The organism is Staphylococcus massiliensis CCUG 55927 (genome assembly GCF_000298075.1).
GTDB classification, from domain to species: domain Bacteria; phylum Bacillota; class Bacilli; order Staphylococcales; family Staphylococcaceae; genus Staphylococcus; species Staphylococcus massiliensis.
Window position 1 is genome coordinate 818,945 of sequence record NZ_JH815593.1, and the last position, 19,547, is coordinate 838,491.

Sequence of the window (19,547 nt, forward strand, 5' to 3'; positions counted from 1 at the left end):
AGAATTTATTATAAACCAAATGTTGCTTTAATTAATGACGTTGTTTCACCGCCTGGATATAAAACGTAAAGTAATACGTAAACAACTAATCCAGTAACCGCTGTACAGAACCAAATTACTGAAGCGATAGGTCCCATCTTTCTGTGGTAATTAAATTTATCTTTAAATGCTGCAATGATTTGTAGTAAACCAAGAAAACCACCAACAGTAGATAACATAATGTGGAAGATTAAGAAGATCGTATATACATTCTTAATGGCTTCTGGACCACCAAATGCTGTATTACCGATGAATATCGTACGACTAGCGTAGATAATAAAGAACAACGTAGCAAAACAACCTGCAGTTAACATAAATTTCTTATGTGATTCAATTTCACGTTTCTTAATTTTATACCAACCTATAGCAATAAGGATAGCACTTATTTGAATACAACTCGTACTAATTGTAGGTAAAATTGGGGACATATTCTTCATCCTAACAAATTTTAGATTAATTTAATTAATGATACGACTACTACAAGTACGAAGAAAAGTACTAAGTAGTTTAATGAATAAATGAACATTTTAGTAGCCCATTTCGTTTCATCTTTAGCTTTGAAGCTTGTTAAACCTAAGTAAATCCAACCTAGGTTTAATAACGTAGCGATAACAATAAACGTAACACCAAGCTTAGAAAGTAAGAATGGTAATGGTAGTAAACATACTAACCATACAAACATACTGATTCGTGTACGCTTAAATCCTTTTACAGAAGGTAACATTGGAATATGAGCCATACTATATTCATCTTGTCGTTTAATAGCTAATGCGTAGAAGTGAATTGGTTGCCAACAAAAGACAACTAAGAATAATGCAAAAGCCATGAGCGTTAAATTACCATCAATCGCAACCCAACCAATTAACGGTGGAACAGCTCCAGGGAAACTACCAACTACTGTATTCCAAGTCGTATGACGTTTAGACCAAATTGAGTAATATGAAACGTACCCTATAATACCAGCTAAACCAATAACACCAGCTGGTACGTTTAAAGTGAATAATACAATTTCACCTATAATCATCATGGCGAAACTGAGTATTAATAAATGTCTATTAGAAATTCGGTCATTTACGGTTGGTCTATTTTGTTTACTTGGCATAATTGAATCGATATCTTGATCGTAGAAGTTGTTTAATGCGCAAGCGCCACCCATGATAAGCGTTGAACCAATCATCATTAATAATATCTGTGGAATGGATGCGAGGAACGAATGATCTTTCATCACTACAGCAAGCCATGCGCCAGCAAAAGCAGGAATTAAATTACCTTGAACAAGACCCATCTTAATGATCTGTTGAAGCTCTTTGAAGGTAACGCGGCTTGATGACTGTGACATTGAGTGAACTTTATCCATTTTTCCCCTCCTAAGATTAATTCATATATTATCTATCATAAAACATATTAGATAAATTGACCATATGAATTATATCTTATTTGTGACACTTTAACGACATTCCAAATCGTCATTAATTGGACACATATCCATTTTTAATTATTGTTATACTAAAAATAATTAAAAATAAATATTCACGCCATTGTGAATGTTGATAGAGGTGTTTATCGTTGTTTAAGAAGAAGAACCTTAAATGGTTATCAATCCTAGCAACACTTACAATGATATGGGTTCAACTTGGGGGCGCACTCGTTACCAAAACTGGTTCAGCGGATGGCTGTGGCTCATCATGGCCACTTTGTCACGGTGCCCTTCTACCTCAAAATCTTCCAATAGAAACGATCATCGAATTAAGCCACCGTGCAGTATCAGGCTTCTCATTATTTATCGTACTTTGGCTTGCGATAACTGCTTGGAAGAATATTGGTCATATTAAAGAAGTTAAACCATTAAGTTGTATCAGTTTAGGATTTTTACTCATTCAAGCTTTAGTTGGTGCAGCAGCCGTATTATGGCAGCAAAATGATTATGTATTAGCACTACACTTTGGTATCTCACTCATTAGTTTCGCTTCAGTGTTTGTGTTAACTTTAATTATTTTCGATGTTGACCAAAAATACGAAGCAAATAAATTTATCATGCATAAGCCATTACGCATTATGACATGGATTATGGCATTAATTGTGTACATCGCAATTTATACAGGCGCATTAGTGCGTCACACGGATTCAAGCTTAGCATATGGGTCATTCCCATTACCTTTCCAAGACTTAATGCCTCACACAGAGCAAGATTGGATTCAGCTTACACATAGAATGTTAGCGCTAATCGTGTTTACATGGATCTTAATTACATTCATTCACGCTTCTAAACACTATAGCAACATTCGTACAATCCGTTATGGTTATACAGCTTGTTTTATTCTCGTATTACTACAAGCACTTACAGGTGCCTTATCAGTTATCACAGAAGTTAACTTAATCGTTGCGTTACTTCACGCACTATTTATTACATTATTATTTGGACTGATAAGTTACTTCATAATTTTAATATTCCGCTCGAAAAGACATCTTAAAGAGCAATCTTAATTTATGAAAAGAGATGCGGCATCACGCCGCATCTCTTTTAGTTTATCTTAATGAATTAATAGCGCCGATTCAGGCGCCCGTAAACTATTCATTTGTTTTAACTATGAAATAAATTTTAAAAAATGAGATTAGAAGCCTTATGGACAATTCCTCTAATAGCAGACTCAGAGAGCGGGGCCCGCCACATATTATAGAACAAAGAAGCCCTTGCTTCTTTGTAAGTTCAACCAACGAATTGAAAATTCGGGTTGAACTTTATACGTAAGCAAATTATCAAGCTATGCAAGCCGGGGCTCTTTCTTATGAACAAAGAAGCCTGAGCTTCTTTGTAAGTCCAACTAGCAAACTGGAAGTTTGAGTTGGACTTTTGAGACTACAGGCTCCGGCCATGCCCCAGGAAAGCATGTTGTTTTAAGGGAATTGTTTTTATGTCTCAATCTCTAAGTTCAACCAACGAATTGGAAATTCGGGTTGAGCTATACAGGAAAGCTTGCTGTTAGAGGAATTATTTAAGTTAACCTTAATAGAAGTTTAACCAATACTAAAGCCAACTCACATAGTTGTCAGTTGGCTTTAAGCTCTAGTTTAAATTATGACTCTTTCATTTCTATAAGTAAATCATTTGTTTCAACACCATCGTCTTTTGAAACATGAATCTTATCGATAATACCTTTAAACGGCGCTTGAACCGTCGTCTCCATCTTCATCGCTTCTGAAATGATTAAAGCTTGTCCTGCTTCAACTTCATCTCCTTGATGTACGAGCACATCGATGATTGTTCCTGGCATTTGAGCGCCAATGTGTTCTGGATTCGTTTTATCTGCTTTAGGTCTTACACCTTGCGCAGTTTGAATATTTTCATCTTTAATATAAATACGTCTTGCTTGGCCGTTCATATCAAAGAAGATGGTTCTAAAGCCTTTGTCGTTAGGCTTCGTGATTGTTTTTAACGTAATGATAAGAATTTTACCACGATCAATTTCAATTTGAACGGTTTCATTTTCACGCATACCAAACAAGAAGATCGGTGTATCGAGTAAAGATATATTACCAAACTGTTCGTTAGTAACGATATAGTTTTCGTATACTTTAGGATATAACGCGTAACTGATCACATCTTGATCAGTCACTGGTTTTTGTTGCTTGCTTTCAAGGTCTTTTCTCAAGGCATCGAAATCAACAGGCTCTAAATACTCACCTGGACGCTTTGTAATTGGCGTCTTACCTTTCAATACAGCTTTCTGTAAGTCCTCGTTAAAGCCACTTACCGGCTGACCGATGTCACCTCTGAAGAACGAAACGACAGATTCAGGGAAATCAAGTTTGTGACCTTCGTGAATCACCGTTTCCTCATCTAAATCATTCTGCACCATGTATAAAGCCATATCTCCAACTACTTTAGATGAAGGCGTTACTTTAACGATATCACCGAATAGGAAGTTAACACGGCGGTACATATCTTTAACCTCGTTAAAGCGATCGCCTAAACCTAAACTCTTAGCTTGTTGACGCAAGTTCGAATATTGACCACCTGGCATTTCATGTTGATAAATTTCTGTATGTGGTGAACGGATGTCGCTCTCAAAGTCGACGTAGTAGTGTCTAACAGTATCCCAATAGTGTGATAGTTGTTCTAAACCATCGATATCGGCTCTAATAGAACGATCAAAGTCAGTTAATGCATAATATAATGAGTTTTCACTCGGCTGACTTGTAGTACCACTCATTGATGATACGGCTGTATCAATAATATCGACACCGGCTTTGATCGCTTGTTGGTAAGTTAAGATGCCGTTACCACTCGTATCGTGTGAATGTAAATGAACTGGAATGTTAACCGCTTCTTTAAGCTCACTAATAAGTTCAAAGGCTGCTTTCGGTTTTAATAAACCGGCCATGTCTTTAATCGCGAGAATATGGAAACCTTCTCGTTCAAGCTCTTTCGCCATATCAATATAATACTTTAGCGTATAAATATTTGAACGCTCTGTATTTAAGATATCGCCTGTGTAACAAATCGCACCTTCAGATATCTTGCCTGCTTCTTGAACCGCTTCGTTCGCAACTTTCATTTGGTCTAACCAGTTTAGCGAATCGAATATTCTAAAGACATCGATGCCCGCTTTAGCGCTCTCGTCTACGAACTTACGAATGACATTGTCTGGATAGTTTTTATAGCCAACTGCATTCGATGCTCTTAACAACATTTGGAAAAGCACATTCGGAATTTTCTTTCTAAGACGCGTTAAACGTTCCCATGGATTCTCCTTCAGGAAATTGTACGACACATCAAACGTTGCACCGCCCCACATTTCTAAAGAGAAATTGTCTTTCATAACTTTGGACGTAAATGGTGCAATGTTCATCATATCTTTTGTACGTACGCGTGTTGCTAGTAACGACTGATGCGCATCTCTAAATGTGGTATCTGTAATGAGCACATCGTCTTGTTCAAGCACCCAATCCGCTAAAGCTTTAGGACCTTTCTCATCAAGTAAATGCTTCGTTCCTCTAAATGTTTGAATTTCACTTGGCTTAACTTGTGGAATGTCTACAGATTCGAAATGTGGTTTCTCACGTTGTTCAACATTTGGAAAACCATTAATCGTCACGTTACCAATATATTCTAACGTCTTCGTACCACGGTCTCGAGATGGTTGAATATCGAATAACTCAGGGTGTTGTTCCAAGAACTTCGTCGTATACGTGCCTTCTTTAAAGCCTTCGTGTTTAATAACATTACGTAAGAATGGAATGTTCGTTTTAACGCCGCGAATACGCATTTCCTGTAATGAACGATCCATCTTCTCTAATGTTTCTTTAAAGGACAAGGCATGTGTCGATACTTTTACTAAGAGTGAATCATAATAAGGCGAGATTTTCGCACCTTGGAAACCATCACCAGCATCAAGTCGAACACCGAAACCACCGCTTGATCGATAAGCTACGATGGTACCTGTATCTGGCATAAAATCATTTAAAGGATCTTCAGTTGTAATTCGTGATTGCACAGCGTAACCGAGCGTTTGTATATCCGCTTGCTTTGGCATGTTAATTTCATCACCGAAAAGACTTTCTCCATCAGCAATCAGAATCTGCGTCTTTACGATATCGACACCAGTTACCATTTCAGTAATCGTATGTTCCACTTGCACGCGCGGATTTACTTCAATAAAGAAAAATTCGTCGCCTGATACTAAGAACTCAACAGTACCTGCGTTAACGTATTTGATATTCTCCATAAGCTGAATCGCAGCATCGCAAATACGATTTCTTAAGTCATCATCTAAACCAACAGATGGTGCGACTTCAACTACTTTTTGGTGACGGCGTTGAATCGAACAATCGCGCTCATATAAGTGCACGATATTGCCGTCATAATCTCCTAGGACTTGGACTTCAATATGTTTCGGGTTATCGATATAACGCTCGATATACACATCGCTATCGCCGAAAGATTTCAACGCTTCTGATTTAGCTCGTGTATAAGCTTCTTCAAGCTCGTTCTCACTACGAACGATACGCATACCCTTACCGCCACCACCGCTGATGGCCTTAATCATTAAGGGGTACCCTGCCTCTTTACTAAACGCTAACGCAGCTTCATAAGACTCAATCGGACCATCCGTACCAGGTATAACAGGTAAGTTCGCTTGAATCGCAGTCGCACGCGCCTTAACTTTATCTCCAAACATATCAAGATGTTTCAGTTCAGGTCCGATAAAGACAATGCCTGCTTCACTACATCGTTTAGCGAATGTTTCATTCTCACTTAAAAAGCCATATCCCGGATGAATTGCGTCAACGTCAGCATCTTTCGCGATTTCGATAATACGTTCAATGTTCAAATAACTTTCAGCAGGCCCTAAATCTTCACCGATTAAATAGGATTCATCTGCTTTATATCTGTGTAATGAACCTAAATCTTCTTTGGAATAAATCGCTACAGTTTCAATATCAAGCTCAGTCGCAGCTCTAAAAATACGAATTGCAATTTCGCCTCTGTTCGCAACTAAAAGTTTTTTAATATGTTTCGTCATTGGAAGTCCTCCTAAGATTTCTGAAAATTCGGAATAATATCCTTTATTATACTACAAAGTTATTTTCAATTCTAGTTTCAACGACTCACCCAAAATAGTCAATTAAAGAGATATTATTTTCTTAACAATTTTTACAATTTTATAACAAATAAAAAAAGCCGTAATTAACTTTTTTCTAAGTTAATTACGACTTACAGTTTTCGTTATGTTATGCATTTTTGCGACGTTCTTGTTCGACTTTAATTTGCTTACCTGTAATAAGTAGTAAGCCCATGGCAACACTTAAACTTAACATCGATGAACCACCGAAACTTAAGAACGGTAACGGTACCCCTGTTAATGGAATTGTACCTGAAATACCACCTAAGTTAACGAATGCTTGCGTACCAATGTAACTTGCGATACCAACACATACAAGTTGGTAGAAATATGAACGCGTACGCGTCGCAAGTTCGAATGCACGGTATACAATGAAGAAAATAAGTCCTAGGATAAATAACGCACCTATTAAACCTAATTCTTCACAAATCACTGCAAAGATGAAATCGGTATGTGGTTCTGGTAAGTATCCAAGTTTCATGACACTGTTACCAAGGCCTTTTCCGAAGAAGCCACCATTACCAATTGCGATAAGCGAGTTCGCTAAGTGATAACCGATACCTGATTCGTAGTTGAATGGGTTCTCAAGCGCACTGAAACGCGCCGTTAAGTAATCCGGTAAAATATTAATATTAAAGATAAATATAATCGAAAGTGTAACTATTAAAGCGATAATAATGATTGAACCGAGCTTCAAGAAGCTTCTGATACCAACACCAGCGTATAATAGGATCGAGAACAGGATACATGAAATTAGAATCGTTTGGCCGACGTCCTTTTGTAATAGAACGAGTCCCACGCAAAAGCCAATTAAGAATAATGGTGGGAAGACGACTTTCGGATTGAATGGAATTTCATACCGCTTTCGATCGATAATATACGGAACATATAAAATAATCACGATCTTTAAAAATTCTGATGCTTGAAGGTTCATGAACCCGATGTTAAGCCAACTTTTAGATCCGTTAATGGTACTACCAATAGCTAATGTAGCGAGTAAGAGTATAACCATGATTATGATAATCGATTGCTGTACTTTCTTGTTCTTAAGAAAGTTTACATTCATGAAGTACGACATGAAGAATACCACGAAGAAACTCATCAGCACATACATTAATTGCTTATTGTAGAAGTATGTTCCTGAGACGGGTTGTCCCCCTGTTAAGGAACCTTTCGTTGCTGCAACCATACTTGCGCTGTATACCATGATGAGTCCTAAAAAACATAAAACCATATATGTAACAAGTAGCGGAAAATCAATGTATTTCGAATATTTTAAGATATACTTCACAAATTGCTTTATATTTTTCATACGTCTAAAACATCCAATTCTAGATTTAAATCTTGAAAAAATATGTGTCAAAAAGCGACACATATTTTATCTCATCATATCAGTATATATTTTGTATATCTATTATTTAAACTCTTGTAAAGGCATCGTGTAATTTAGATAATTCCTTTTCAAGTCTAGACATTAAAGCTTTGCCTTCTTCTCTATCAACTAATCCTAATTCCACAGCAAAGTCGACTTCTTTTTGTAATCCAAACATTTGTGTATCGAGTACTTCTTCGTATAATGGACATTGTGGTAGCGTAAGGTTGTCCATTTGTACTTTGATAAGTTGAAGAATACGATCTGCGTCCTTATTTAGTAATTCATAAGCAGATTGGCCCATCACTTTATTATCCATGACATACTCCCCCTATCTTTTGATTCTTTACGATAAAAGTGTATCTTAATGATACTTAAAAAGCAAGTAAAATAAAGACCTGTAGACCTTGATTTATGATATGATAGGATAAGATATTTTTTTAGGGAGTGAACAAATTGATTAGAATTACAGGCGCTGTAAATTTCCCAATTACGTTAGATAGTACGACTTGGATTTTTGATGATCGCAAGGTTCGTATTGAAGATATAGAGCGAGACGTATTTGAAGGTACTAAACCAATTAAATTCGAAGACAACCGTGAGTGGAACCGTGCAATCTTAGAAGGACAAACTAACCCACCTACGTTGAATTCCGAAATCAAATATAAGAAACGAGCAGTTCTTGAAGGTTCCTTCGTTATTAATATGACCCCATTTTTCAAAAATGCGGAACCTAAAGCAGAAGCAACAACAATCCGTTTATTCAACGGTGACGAGGCATCAATCGATGTACCTTTAGAAAAACTTCAATATCTCTTCTTCCAATTCGCAAAAGACGGTAAGCGTTTATACAGCGACAACGCTGTAGACAGTTTCGTTTACTCAAAAGAAGAAGGATATACACATCAATTTGAACATGTAACACACATTGAGGTAATTTAGAGACTCGAGGTGATTTTAAGTGTATAAAGTTAAATGTATCATTTGTGATACTGAAGTCATGATTGACGACGAAACACTTGAAGCCAAACGTTTAAAAAACAATCCTATTAAAACTTATATGTGCCCGGATTGTAAACATAAACTCGATAGACCTAAGTCTAAAGAAGACGAGAGTAAGTAGTTTTGTGGTAGGCCGGCTTGGGAGCTTTTGGCCGGTGGGTTCAATCCGGTCCATCGGATTACTCCATGACGGTGAATCAGTCCGGACTGGCGGTAATAGACTTTGATAATAGATTTAGGTGAAAGAAGGAAGGCAAACCTGTAACGGTTTGCCTTTTTATTTTGAGTTGATTTAGATTTATGGTTTGATGACGGATTTTACGTAGTTCTTTTGATGAATTAATGACTTATTCGGTGACTGACGTGGTATAGTTGAAAGTGAATTCTATACTTAAGGCATTAGTCTATGCGCGAGCAGCGGTGACTTTGGCTAAAATACATGGTTTATCACGTTTCCGAAGTCTTGTTAATCTAGACTTGTTTGATTTACACGTTTTCGAAGTCTTGTAACTTTAGACCCATTTGATTTACACGTTTTCAAAGTCTTGTAAATTTGAACCCCTTTGATTTACACGTTTCTGGATTCTTGTAAATCTAGAGCCCTTTCTTTTACACGTTTCCAAAGTCTTGTAAATTTGAAGCCCCTTGATTTACACGTTTTCAAAGTCTTGTAAATTTGAGCCCCTTTGATTTACACGTTTCCAAAATCTTGTAAATTCAGACACCTTTAATTTACATGTTTCCTAAGTCTTGTAAATTAACAGTCCAACTCACCTACAACAATAACTACTACGTAAAATAATGAAACGATTTACCGCGTTTTTCCTTTTTAAAGTAGCGTTCGCAAACTCTCCTTACAGACATAGGATTAATAACACCCTCACACCACGCACTACCTTCATTCACGGTAAACGCGTCGCCCTTAATATACTGTAACTCCTTCAGCGAATACCGGATTACCTCCTGCAATCGTTGTTCCTGCTCGCACGCCTTACACCAAACATACTTCTTCTTATACGAAATCTCTATCGTATTAATATGATAGCACTTCGGACACTTCAAACCCTTCTTCACATTAGTATGATTATACGGCTTCGGTTCATTATAATTTTTAAAGAAATCAATACTATTCGAACGAATCAATTCAAGCGTATGCCAGTCCTTTTGCGATACTCTACCATCCAAGATAAAATTAAGCTTATGAATCTCAGTCGGCAAGATAACCTGCGAGCGGTTCGGAATTTCCCCGCTAACCGTACACCTATCACTACAAAACACGAGATACGACTCAATCGCTCGCATATGATTCGATCCAGCGAGAACTCGATTCACTTCATTTTCCTGACGCACTATTTGTTGAAACGGCGACGGAAACTTTTGATCGTTATAGCCAACTAACACACTATCCTCAAACCTGTAGTCACCAGCGAAATGCTTAATCTCAAATATAATTATTTTACCCTTCAAACAAACCAGAAAGTCAATCTCAATCGGGTACTGCTCATTCAGATAGAAGTTGTTCAAATAAGGCAAGTTAGGAACCTTATCAAGAAAGAACTTAAACTTCAACTCACCCGCAATCCCCGACTTAATCTTAGAAATTTTCTTAAGAACCTCACGATCCTCAGTAACTCGATGTTCCAAAGCAAGCCAATACAAATTTTGATGATTATTCTTCATGATGTCCTCCTCTTTATATAATTATACGGCCACCTTACTAGAATTACTTTAATTTCCCCTATTCTTTTTAAAAGCCCTTTAAATTCAATTATCGCCCTTTTGAAAAGCCCTTTGTATTCTATTACCAATCCAATGAATAACCCTTTAATTTCTATCACCATTCCTTTGAAAAGCCCTTTAAATACTATCATTGCCCTTTTAAAAGCACTATAAAATTTAACCATTCCAATGAAAAACCTAATTGTATGCAGTCCCCCCATTGCCGTTCCATCACTTCACTCGTCATACAAAAAACACCTAAGACAAAGACCGATTCCTCAACCGGCCATATGTCTTAGGCGCTTAATAAATAATATTATTCGTCTTCTTGCATTAATTGTTTAATACGTTTTGCTTCTTTTTCACGTGCTGATTTATCTAAAATTTTCTTTCTTAAACGAACTGTTTCAGGAGTAACCTCTACCAATTCGTCGTCATTAATAAATTCTAAAGCTTCTTCTAATGTTAAGATACGAGGCTTTTTCATCGTTTCAGTGTTATCTTTAGTAGCTGAACGCACGTTAGTTTGTTGCTTGGCTTTTGTGATATTAACAGTTAAGTCATTATCACGGTTGTTCTCACCAACGATCATACCTTCGTACACTTCAGTACCTGGTTCCATGAAGTTCGTACCGCGGTCTTCTAAACCGATGATTGCGTATGCAGTTGCGCTACCTTTATCCATTGAAACAAGAACACCGTTACGACGGCCACCTAAACGACCTTTGATACGCGGGCGGAATTCATCGAAAGTATGGTTAATAATACCATAGCCGCGTGTTTGAGACATAAATTCTGTTGTATATCCAATTAAACCACGAGCCGGAACGTTAAAGATTAAACGTGTTAGACCGTTATCAGTCGTAACCATGTCTACCATTTCACCTTTACGTTGACCTAATGATTCAATGACACCACCAGAGAATTCTTCTGGCACTTCACATTGAACACGTTCGAATGGTTCGTGCATAACGCCGTCAATTTCTTTTAAGATAACTTGAGGTTTAGAAACTTGTAATTCGAAACCTTCACGACGCATATTTTCAATTAAGATAGATAAGTGTAATTCACCACGACCTGCTACTGTCCAAGCATCAGGTGCATCAGTTGGCGTTACTTTTAAAGAAACGTCGGTTTCTAATTGTTGATCAAGACGTTCTTGAATTTGACGTGCAGTTACGAATTTACCTTCACGTCCAGCAAAAGGCGAGTTATTTACTTTAAATGTCATTTCAAGTGTCGGTTCGTCAATTCTTAAGACTGGTAAAGCTTCTTGATGATCTTGAGGTGTAACAGTTTCACCAACGTTGATATCTTCCATACCAGATACTGCGATTAAGTCACCAGCTTTTGCTTCTTCGATTTCTTGACGTTGTAAACCAAAGTAACCGAAGATTTTCGTTACACGGAAGTTTTTAATCGAGCCGTCTAATTTAATAAGCGATACCTGTTCACCTACACGCATCGTACCGCGGAACACACGACCGATACCAATACGCCCAACGTAATCGTTATAATCAAGTAACGCTACTTGGAATTGTAAAGGCTCGTCACTGTTATCTTTTGGAGCTGGTACATGTTCAACGATTGTTTCATATAATACTTCCATGTTTTCATCTTGTTGTTCAGGATCAGCACTTGCAGTACCGTTAATTGCTGAAGCATAAACAACTGGGAAGTCTAATTGTTCATCGTTCGCTTCTAACTCGATGAATAAGTCTAAAACTTGGTCAACTACTGTTTCAGGTTGAGCTGATGGTTTATCAATTTTATTTACAACTACAACTGGTTTTAGGTTTTGTTCTAAAGCTTTTTTAAGTACGAAACGTGTTTGAGGCATTGTACCTTCATAAGCATCGACAACAAGAACAACACCGTCTACCATTTTCATAATACGTTCAACTTCGCCACCAAAGTCAGCATGTCCTGGCGTATCTAAAATATTAATACGCGTATCTTTATAGTTTACCGCAGTATTTTTAGCTAAAATTGTAATACCACGTTCTTTTTCTAAATCGTTCGAATCCATTGCACGTTCTTCAACATGTTCATTTTCACGGAAAATACCAGATTGTTTTAATAACTCATCCACTAGTGTTGTTTTACCGTGGTCAACGTGCGCGATAATCGCGATATTACGGATATCTTCTCTTAAATTTGTCATACGTTAAATTCCTTTCTTAAGTAAATTGACACTTTCTTTTGCAACTCGTTTATTATATCATATAATCATCAAAAGAATATAATAAGGTGGGTTGGTCATGAAAAAGTCTCAAACTATATTTTTCATACTTGCATTAATTGCAGTATTCTTTTTAGTAATGTTTAGCTTTAGTTTAGGCGCAAGCAATATTCCAATGATGATTTTAACATTTATATTAATGGTTGCAACATTTGGAGTTGGCTTCACCTTAAAGAAAAAGTATCGTGAAAATGATTGGCTCTAATTAAGCTATTACTATTTACCCTTTTACAGGTATAAATAAATAAGACGAGCTTAGGACAATAAATGTGAAATAGAGCATTTAAGCTTTATTTCTTACAATTCTCTAAACAGCTGACTCCTAGGGGAGTAGCGTGAGTCCGGAGACTACAGGCTCCGGCCGCGCCCCAGGAAAGCATGCTGTTTTTAGAGAATTGTAAATTATGTCCTTAGCTCGTCCTTTTTTATGAATGAATGGCGTCTAGCACATCTTGATGGTTTGCTTTGAAGTAGCTGAGTGCCTCATGATGCGCTAAATGATTTCCAGCCAAAATAGAACTTGGCTCTAAAATAGAGATATCGTCTCCATTTAAATTCGTTATCTTACCTTGCACTTCTTTTAGAATAATCCAACCACCTGCAAAGTCCCACGGCTTAAGTCTTGGCGTCATATAAAGACTTAACTGCCCTGTCGCAACATAAACAATCTCTAACGCAGCAGATCCATATGCACGCGCACTTCGAGATTGATTTACGATTGGATGGAATAATTGTGACAACTTCGGTTTCGTTAACCAATTCGGATTAACCGCAATAAGATTACGTCCAACGGAAGCATCCTCTAATATAGGTAGCTTACGGTCATTTACGTAAGCACCGTCGCCACTTTTAGCATGATATAAACGATCTTTCATGACATCATATACAAAACCTGCATACATCTCGCCATCAACAAAGATGCCTACTGAAATCGCAAAGTTTTCCTTTTGATGCACAAAATTAAGCGTTCCATCGATAGGATCGATTACCCAAATCGTTCCCTCGACATTTGTTAAGTCATGGCCATGACCTTCTTCCCCGACGATTAAGTGTGATGGGTCATGATCATGAATTTTTTGAACCAAAAATTGTTCGGTCTCTTTGTCGACATTCGTTACTAAATCATTAGGATTCGATTTAGTTTCAATATCAATGTCTTCATTCATCCATGTTCTAATATTATTTCCCGCTTCTAAAATGATTGTTTTAGCAAAATCATATAACAACATGTACTCATCTCCTATTGTCTATTATTATACATGAAAAGGAGTATCATGAAAGATTTCACCACCTGAAATATGCTAAAATACAAGTAATCATTTACGGGAGGTTCATAAATGACAAAGTACACATTTAAACCTAAAGATTTCAAAGTATTTCAATTAGATGGACTTGAAGCACGCATGGAAGCAATCGAATCACAACTTAGACCACAATTACATCAGCTTGGCGATTACTTTTCAGAATTACTTGAAACGAAAACTGGCGAAGTTTTCTATCCACATGTTGCAAAACACGCAAGACGAACAGTTAACCCTCCTAACGATACTTGGGTAGCGTTCGCGACTAATAAACGTGGCTACAAGATGCAGCCCCACTTTCAAATCGGACTATTCGAAGACCAATTATTTGTCATGTATGGCGTGATGCACGAAGCTAAGGAAAAACCTGAACATGCCAAAGTCTTCGAAGAGCGTAAAGATGAAATCAAAGCTTTACCAGATGATTATCGCTTATGTCTCGATCATTTCACTAAGGAAAAGGCCTTAATCAAAGACTACTCAGATGAAGCACTTGATAAAGCAATCGATCGCGTTAAAAACGTTAAAAAAGGAGAATTCTTTATCGCGCGTACGATTGCGCCTCAGTCAGAACACTTAAAAAGCGACAAAAAATTCATTGCTTTCTTAGAAGACACTTTCGAACATTTACTTAAGTTCTATGCATAATGACTCAATAAAGCACGTCACATGCTTCTTTACAACGTAGTATGTGATGGGCTTTTTCTATTGGGAAAAGTCACATCAAGTTAACCTATCATTCACGCGACTAACGTAATCAATGCTAGTAAATACGTGCCTCATTAGAAGCAATTTCAAGTCATAAAAAAAGACTAGAGCAAAGCTCTAGCCTTAAATCTGACCTTAATATCTATAACGGTCGTCTTTTTTACCGTCTCTGAAACCATTATCATAACGGTCTTCTTCTTTAATGTTACGACCATCATTGAATTTGTCATTACGACGGTTATCGTCTAAACGTGAATCTTGTTTATAACCATCGTTGTCACGGTTTACGTTGTCTTCGAAGCGGTTGTCGCTACGTCCATCTTGGAAACCATTGTCACGGCTGTCGTTGAAACCTTTATTATCACGACGTTCATCTTGGAAACCATTATTGCGACTATCGTTAAAGCCTTTGTTATCACGACGTCCGTCTTGGAAACCACTATTGCGACCATCTTTGAAAGATTTGCTATCGTTATGACCATCTCTAAAACCATTGTCATAGCGGTCTTCTTCTTTAATGTTACGACCATCGTTGAACTTGTCATTACGACGATTATCTTTTAAGCGTGTATCTTCTTTGTAACCATCATTATCACGGTTTGTACCAACATTGCGTCCATCCGCAAATGTTTCTTTACCGTGCGTATCTTTAACATAACCACGTTTATAGTCATTGTCACGACGGTTATCTTGGAAATTATCTTGATCGTTGCGGCGACCGTTATCACGGTTATCATGGCGTACATCTTCACGACGATTATTATAGTCATCGCGTGTACGATCGTTGTTTACACGGTTGTCTTTTCTATCATCATAACGATTATCTCTTACGTGATTGTCACGGCGTTCATCATAACGACGTTCATTCGCACCTTCATAAACTGTCTTCTTCTTATTCTTACGTACAAGTAACATAATACCTGCAACTAAGAATAAAATCGCTGATAGTAAGTTGATTGATACAAGCGCTAATAAAGCAGCGATGATTAATAAAGTTGCTGCAAGAACACGTTTCTTGAACATAAATGCTGCGATTAATGCTAATAGTAATGAGATTAGCGATGTAATTAAACCAAAGTTACCTAAACCTGCCATCATATCTGCAACTTCAGATGGGTTCACATTTTGAGATTGCATGTCTTGATTACTTTCCATGTTCTTTTTGAATTGTTCTTTAAATTCATTACTTTGAGAACTTTGCTTCATTAACCAATAAATAATTGGCGCTATAATTCCTAGAATAATACCAAGCCAGGTTAAAATTTTCTCGACTGTACGTTTGATTGGTTTTTCAACCGTTTTTTCAATATGTCTATCCATAATTTCCCTCCTTATATGTCTACGCTTCTATGTAAACATATATTGTTAATTGCATTCACATTTTTAAATATTCAGATTTTAAACAATCTAAAAATGGGAATGTAACTTATTAGTTACATTCCCATTTCTCGAAATCATTAACATTAAATTGAAAATAAGTTATTCAAATGTGAACGTTTGACGTTATTTCGTTTCGTCAGAATCTGTTTTCTCCTGATCCTTTTGCATCTTTAATCGATCATCGTAATTCTTTCTACGCGTCGCGCCAGCACTCATTTGCGCTTTACGACGTGCTTTTTCTTTCGCTTTTTGTTCTTTCTTAAGTCGTTTTCGCTCTTTACGTTCTGCTTTAGCACGTTCTTTTTCTTCTCTCAGTGCTTGTTGTTGATGTAAACGTTGTTCTTCCATTTCTTTCTGACGCGCTTGTTCACGTTGGCGCTCTAGTTGACGCTCGTAGCTATCTTCCTCAGAAGGTTTCGTAGCTTCAACTTTTTTCTCATCTTTAGGTTTTACTGGTTTATGATTGTATTTTTGTTGACGTGATAAAACTTGTGGCGTTTCGTCTGCTTCTTGTGCGTCACCACGTGTTTCTTTTTCGATATCTTGTCGATTCATAACCATTGTTTTCTCAGGTTCTTCATAAGTATCTTGTCGATTTCTATCATACTCATTGCGATTGTTATCTTTAGCTTTTGGCTTTTCATGGTGATAAGGACGCTCATCATAAACATCACGTTCACCATAACGCGCAGGTACCGTGACATATTTAGCTTTACGCGCAAACATCATGATAGCTGCGATAAAAAGTAACACGGGTACAAGTAAGATAATAAACGGTAGCGTAACCACACTTGCGAGCAAGAATAATAAGCCTGATAAAATTCGAATATTCATTGAGATTAAGGCTAAAAATGTGATTAATAAACAAATGATTAAGTACACGATAATCAGCCATACACCATTTTGGAAAAAGATAACAACTTGAGTTGTATTCAAATTATTCTGCGCAAAGACATCTTGAAAGAAAGAACTATTATTTAAAGATTGTTCCAATTTAGCAATTGAAGCGTCGTTACTAAACGTTACTAACCCTAGAAACATTCCAGCAAACGTCAGTAACAGTAAGATAATCCAACTTAACCAACCTAATATTTTCTCGGCAAGTCTACTTACAGGACGCTTTATCTGTGTATAATGTTCTCCTGACATGACTTCCACTCCTTATTAACTTGTTTAAATCTATTCCATTCAAACAAAGCTTCATACTTTATTATAACTACATTTACAGTTAAGAAACAATTAAAAAAATATTATATATACATTCCAATAGTTAATCAAGTGACATTTTGAAATTTAAAAACATCTCATTGTATTCATTTACGTAATATTTTCCAAGATCTTCATATACTTCTAACTTTGATTGTTCAGCTTTTAATGGATAAAAACGTTTATCATTTCGAATTGATTGCGGTAAATGTCTTAAAGCTTCACGATTCGGCGTCGCATAACCAACCCATTCTGTATTCTGAGCACTAACGTCTTCTCTTAACAAGAAGTCTATAAAACGGTGTGCACCGTCGACATTTTGACTCGTTTTAGGAATTACCATATTATCGAACCATAAATTCGAACCTTCTTGAGGAACGACATATTGATACGTATCATTTTCAGTTACGATAGGCATCGCAACGCCACTCCATACCACTGCGACATGTGCTTCCTGTTGTTCAAGCATCAACGGAAGTTCATCTCCAACGACACCTTTAACATTAGGCGCAAGCTTCGCTAATTTAAGTTGCGCCTCCTTTAACTTTTCAGGATCCGTCGTATTCAAGCTATCGTGATTCATATTGAGCGCGATTCCGACAATCTCACGCGCACTATCTACCAACAGAATATCCTGCTTTAATTGCGGTTTTAAAAGATCATTCCATGAGTTAAACGTCATATCCGAATACTTATCTTTATCATACAATATGCCAACTGTCCCAAAGAAATAGGGAACGGCGTATCTATTCCCTTTATCAAATGACATATTCATATAATTTGAATCAATATTTTTTAAGTGCTTTAACTTATCGTGGTTAAGCGGTAGTAATAAGCCGTCTTTCTTAAGCTTATTTACCGTGTAATCACTTGGAAATACCACGTCATAATGCGTTCCGCCATTGCGAAGTTTCGCTTCCATCGCTTCATTGGAATCGAACGATTCATAAATAACTTTAATACCCGTTTCCTTTTCAAACTGTTTGATTAAATCTGGATCAATATATTCGCCCCAGTTGTACACAAATAACTTCTCTTGCTTACTGCTCGTGTGTTGTTGATCAAGGGCTTTTGATAAGAGTAAACAACATACGCCAATCAAGAATGATCCTATTATTAACGTGATATAGCGTTTCATCGCGTAACCCCCTTCTCGTTAAGGGTTAGCGACCGCTTCTTTAAAAGGCCTTTTAAAATATGATAACCAAACAGCATCACCATGATAATCACAAAGATAATGGTAGAAAGTGCATTAATTTCAAGGCTAATACCACGTCTTGCCATCGCATAAATCTCGACAGATAGGACACTAAAGCCATTACCCGTTACAAAGAAGCTCACTGTAAATTCATCTAATGAATACGTTAATGCCATTAAAAAGCCACTTAGAACACCTGGATAAATTTGAGGCAACACAATGTAGCGATACGTTTCAGTGCGTGAAGCTCCTAAATCTTCAGATGCTAGAAATTCACTTTGGTTAATACGATAAAGCATTGGCAACACGATGATAACGACGATTGGAATGCTAAAGGCGATATGAGAAATTAAAACCGTCCAAAAGCCTAAATGAAGACCAGTCAAATTCCCTATCACTGTAAATAAAACTAGGAATGACGCGCCTATCACGACGTCCGAAGATACGAGCAATACTTGGTTCATAGACAGTATTGAACGCTTCATAAGTTGGTTGCATATATGGTAAATCCCTATCGCTCCCAATACACCAATCACCGTCGCGATACTTGAAGATAATAAACTGACAGCAATGGTATTCAATACGATTTGAAGCATGCGTTTATTCTGAAAGAGTGATTCGTAATGAGACCACGTAAAACCTTTAAAGCCCGTCATAGAACCCGCGCTATTAAAGGAATACACCATCATCACAACAATCGGCACATATAAACATAAGAGTACGAGCGACACATATAATTTTCCATACCACTTCATGA

The 19,547-nt window shown here is 37.0% G+C and carries 18 protein-coding genes; 5 read left to right on the plus strand and 13 right to left on the minus strand.

Translation table 11 applies throughout. The annotated features are described in order from the left end of the window. Positions 1–8 precede the first annotated feature (8 nt). Positions 9–467, minus strand: a complete 459-nt coding sequence (locus A33S_RS0104285) for a DUF420 domain-containing protein (RefSeq protein WP_009384452.1) — start codon at positions 465–467, stop codon at positions 9–11. 20 nt (positions 468–487) lie between these two features. Further along, positions 488–1,396: a heme o synthase gene (cyoE, locus tag A33S_RS0104290; RefSeq protein WP_017176600.1), complete on the minus strand. Its 909-nt coding sequence runs from the start codon at positions 1,394–1,396 to the stop codon at positions 488–490. Positions 1,397–1,605: 209 nt separating this feature from the next. Here cyoE and A33S_RS0104295 point away from each other — a divergent pair, with 209 nt between their 5' ends. After that, positions 1,606–2,523: a COX15/CtaA family protein gene (locus A33S_RS0104295; protein WP_009384447.1), complete on the plus strand. Its 918-nt coding sequence runs from the start codon at positions 1,606–1,608 to the stop codon at positions 2,521–2,523. 590 nt (positions 2,524–3,113) lie between these two features. On the opposite strand, the gene A33S_RS0104300 is transcribed toward A33S_RS0104295, so the two are convergent. The 3 genes from A33S_RS0104300 to A33S_RS0104310 form a co-directional block, all read right to left on the minus strand. After that, entirely contained in the window at positions 3,114–6,563 is a 3,450-nt protein-coding gene (locus A33S_RS0104300) for a pyruvate carboxylase (RefSeq protein WP_009384445.1), read from the minus strand. A gap of 208 nt (positions 6,564–6,771) precedes the next feature. Further along, on the minus strand, positions 6,772–7,974 hold the full coding sequence (gene ftsW / locus A33S_RS0104305) for a cell division peptidoglycan polymerase FtsW (RefSeq protein WP_009384444.1): 1,203 nt from the start codon (positions 7,972–7,974) through the stop codon (positions 6,772–6,774). 106 nt (positions 7,975–8,080) lie between these two features. After that, positions 8,081–8,353, minus strand: coding sequence for an Fpa/YlaN family protein (locus A33S_RS0104310; RefSeq protein WP_009384443.1), 273 nt, complete (start codon positions 8,351–8,353; stop codon positions 8,081–8,083). A 137-nt stretch (positions 8,354–8,490) separates the two neighbouring features. On the opposite strand from A33S_RS0104310, the gene A33S_RS0104315 reads away from it, so the two are divergent. Then, positions 8,491–8,976, plus strand: a complete 486-nt coding sequence (locus A33S_RS0104315; RefSeq protein ID WP_009384442.1) for a hypothetical protein — start codon at positions 8,491–8,493, stop codon at positions 8,974–8,976. 19 nt (positions 8,977–8,995) lie between these two features. Then, complete coding sequence (locus A33S_RS11975; protein ID WP_009384441.1) at positions 8,996–9,157, plus strand: DUF2197 domain-containing protein; 162 nt, start codon at positions 8,996–8,998, stop codon at positions 9,155–9,157. A 668-nt stretch (positions 9,158–9,825) separates the two neighbouring features. Here the strand turns inward: A33S_RS11975 and A33S_RS0104325 are convergent. From A33S_RS0104325 to typA, 3 genes are all read right to left on the minus strand, one after another. Continuing rightward, on the minus strand, positions 9,826–10,716 hold the full coding sequence (locus A33S_RS0104325; protein ID WP_009383614.1) for a nuclease-related domain-containing protein: 891 nt from the start codon (positions 10,714–10,716) through the stop codon (positions 9,826–9,828). Next, positions 10,713–10,976, minus strand: a complete 264-nt coding sequence (locus tag A33S_RS0104330) for a hypothetical protein (RefSeq protein WP_009383615.1) — start codon at positions 10,974–10,976, stop codon at positions 10,713–10,715. The genes A33S_RS0104325 and A33S_RS0104330 overlap by 4 nt, the downstream gene beginning before the upstream one ends. 95 nt (positions 10,977–11,071) lie before the next feature. Further along, positions 11,072–12,919 carry a translational GTPase TypA gene (gene typA, locus A33S_RS0104335; RefSeq protein ID WP_009383616.1) on the minus strand — a complete coding sequence of 616 codons (1,848 nt, stop codon included), beginning with the start codon at positions 12,917–12,919 and terminating at the stop codon, positions 11,072–11,074. Positions 12,920–13,010: 91 nt separating this feature from the next. Here typA and A33S_RS0104340 point away from each other — a divergent pair, with 91 nt between their 5' ends. Further along, complete coding sequence (locus A33S_RS0104340) at positions 13,011–13,202, plus strand: DUF5325 family protein (protein ID WP_235044505.1); 192 nt, start codon at positions 13,011–13,013, stop codon at positions 13,200–13,202. A 220-nt stretch (positions 13,203–13,422) separates the two neighbouring features. Here A33S_RS0104340 and A33S_RS0104345 read toward each other — a convergent pair whose 3' ends face one another. Beyond that, complete coding sequence (locus tag A33S_RS0104345; protein ID WP_009383618.1) at positions 13,423–14,226, minus strand: inositol monophosphatase family protein; 804 nt, start codon at positions 14,224–14,226, stop codon at positions 13,423–13,425. Positions 14,227–14,334: 108 nt separating this feature from the next. Between A33S_RS0104345 and A33S_RS0104350 the strand changes: the two genes are divergently transcribed. Further along, positions 14,335–14,946 (plus strand): YktB family protein, encoded by a 612-nt coding sequence (locus A33S_RS0104350; protein WP_009383619.1) that lies wholly within the window; start codon positions 14,335–14,337, stop codon positions 14,944–14,946. A 195-nt stretch (positions 14,947–15,141) separates the two neighbouring features. Here the strand turns inward: A33S_RS0104350 and A33S_RS0104355 are convergent, their stop codons facing one another. The 4 genes from A33S_RS0104355 to A33S_RS0104370 form a co-directional block, all read right to left on the minus strand. Beyond that, positions 15,142–16,326, minus strand: coding sequence for a DUF4064 domain-containing protein (locus tag A33S_RS0104355; RefSeq protein WP_009383620.1), 1,185 nt, complete (start codon positions 16,324–16,326; stop codon positions 15,142–15,144). 183 nt (positions 16,327–16,509) lie between these two features. Then, the gene (auxB, locus tag A33S_RS0104360; RefSeq protein ID WP_009383622.1) at positions 16,510–17,535 is read right to left on the minus strand and encodes a lipoteichoic acid stability factor AuxB; all 1,026 of its coding nucleotides are present in this window, start codon (positions 17,533–17,535) and stop codon (positions 16,510–16,512) included. A gap of 121 nt (positions 17,536–17,656) precedes the next feature. Continuing rightward, positions 17,657–18,730 carry an ABC transporter substrate-binding protein gene (locus tag A33S_RS0104365; RefSeq protein ID WP_009383624.1) on the minus strand — a complete coding sequence of 358 codons (1,074 nt, stop codon included), beginning with the start codon at positions 18,728–18,730 and terminating at the stop codon, positions 17,657–17,659. Next, positions 18,727–19,545 carry an ABC transporter permease gene (locus A33S_RS0104370; protein WP_009383625.1) on the minus strand — a complete coding sequence of 273 codons (819 nt, stop codon included), beginning with the start codon at positions 19,543–19,545 and terminating at the stop codon, positions 18,727–18,729. The genes A33S_RS0104365 and A33S_RS0104370 overlap by 4 nt, the downstream gene beginning before the upstream one ends. Positions 19,546–19,547: the final 2 nt, after the last annotated feature.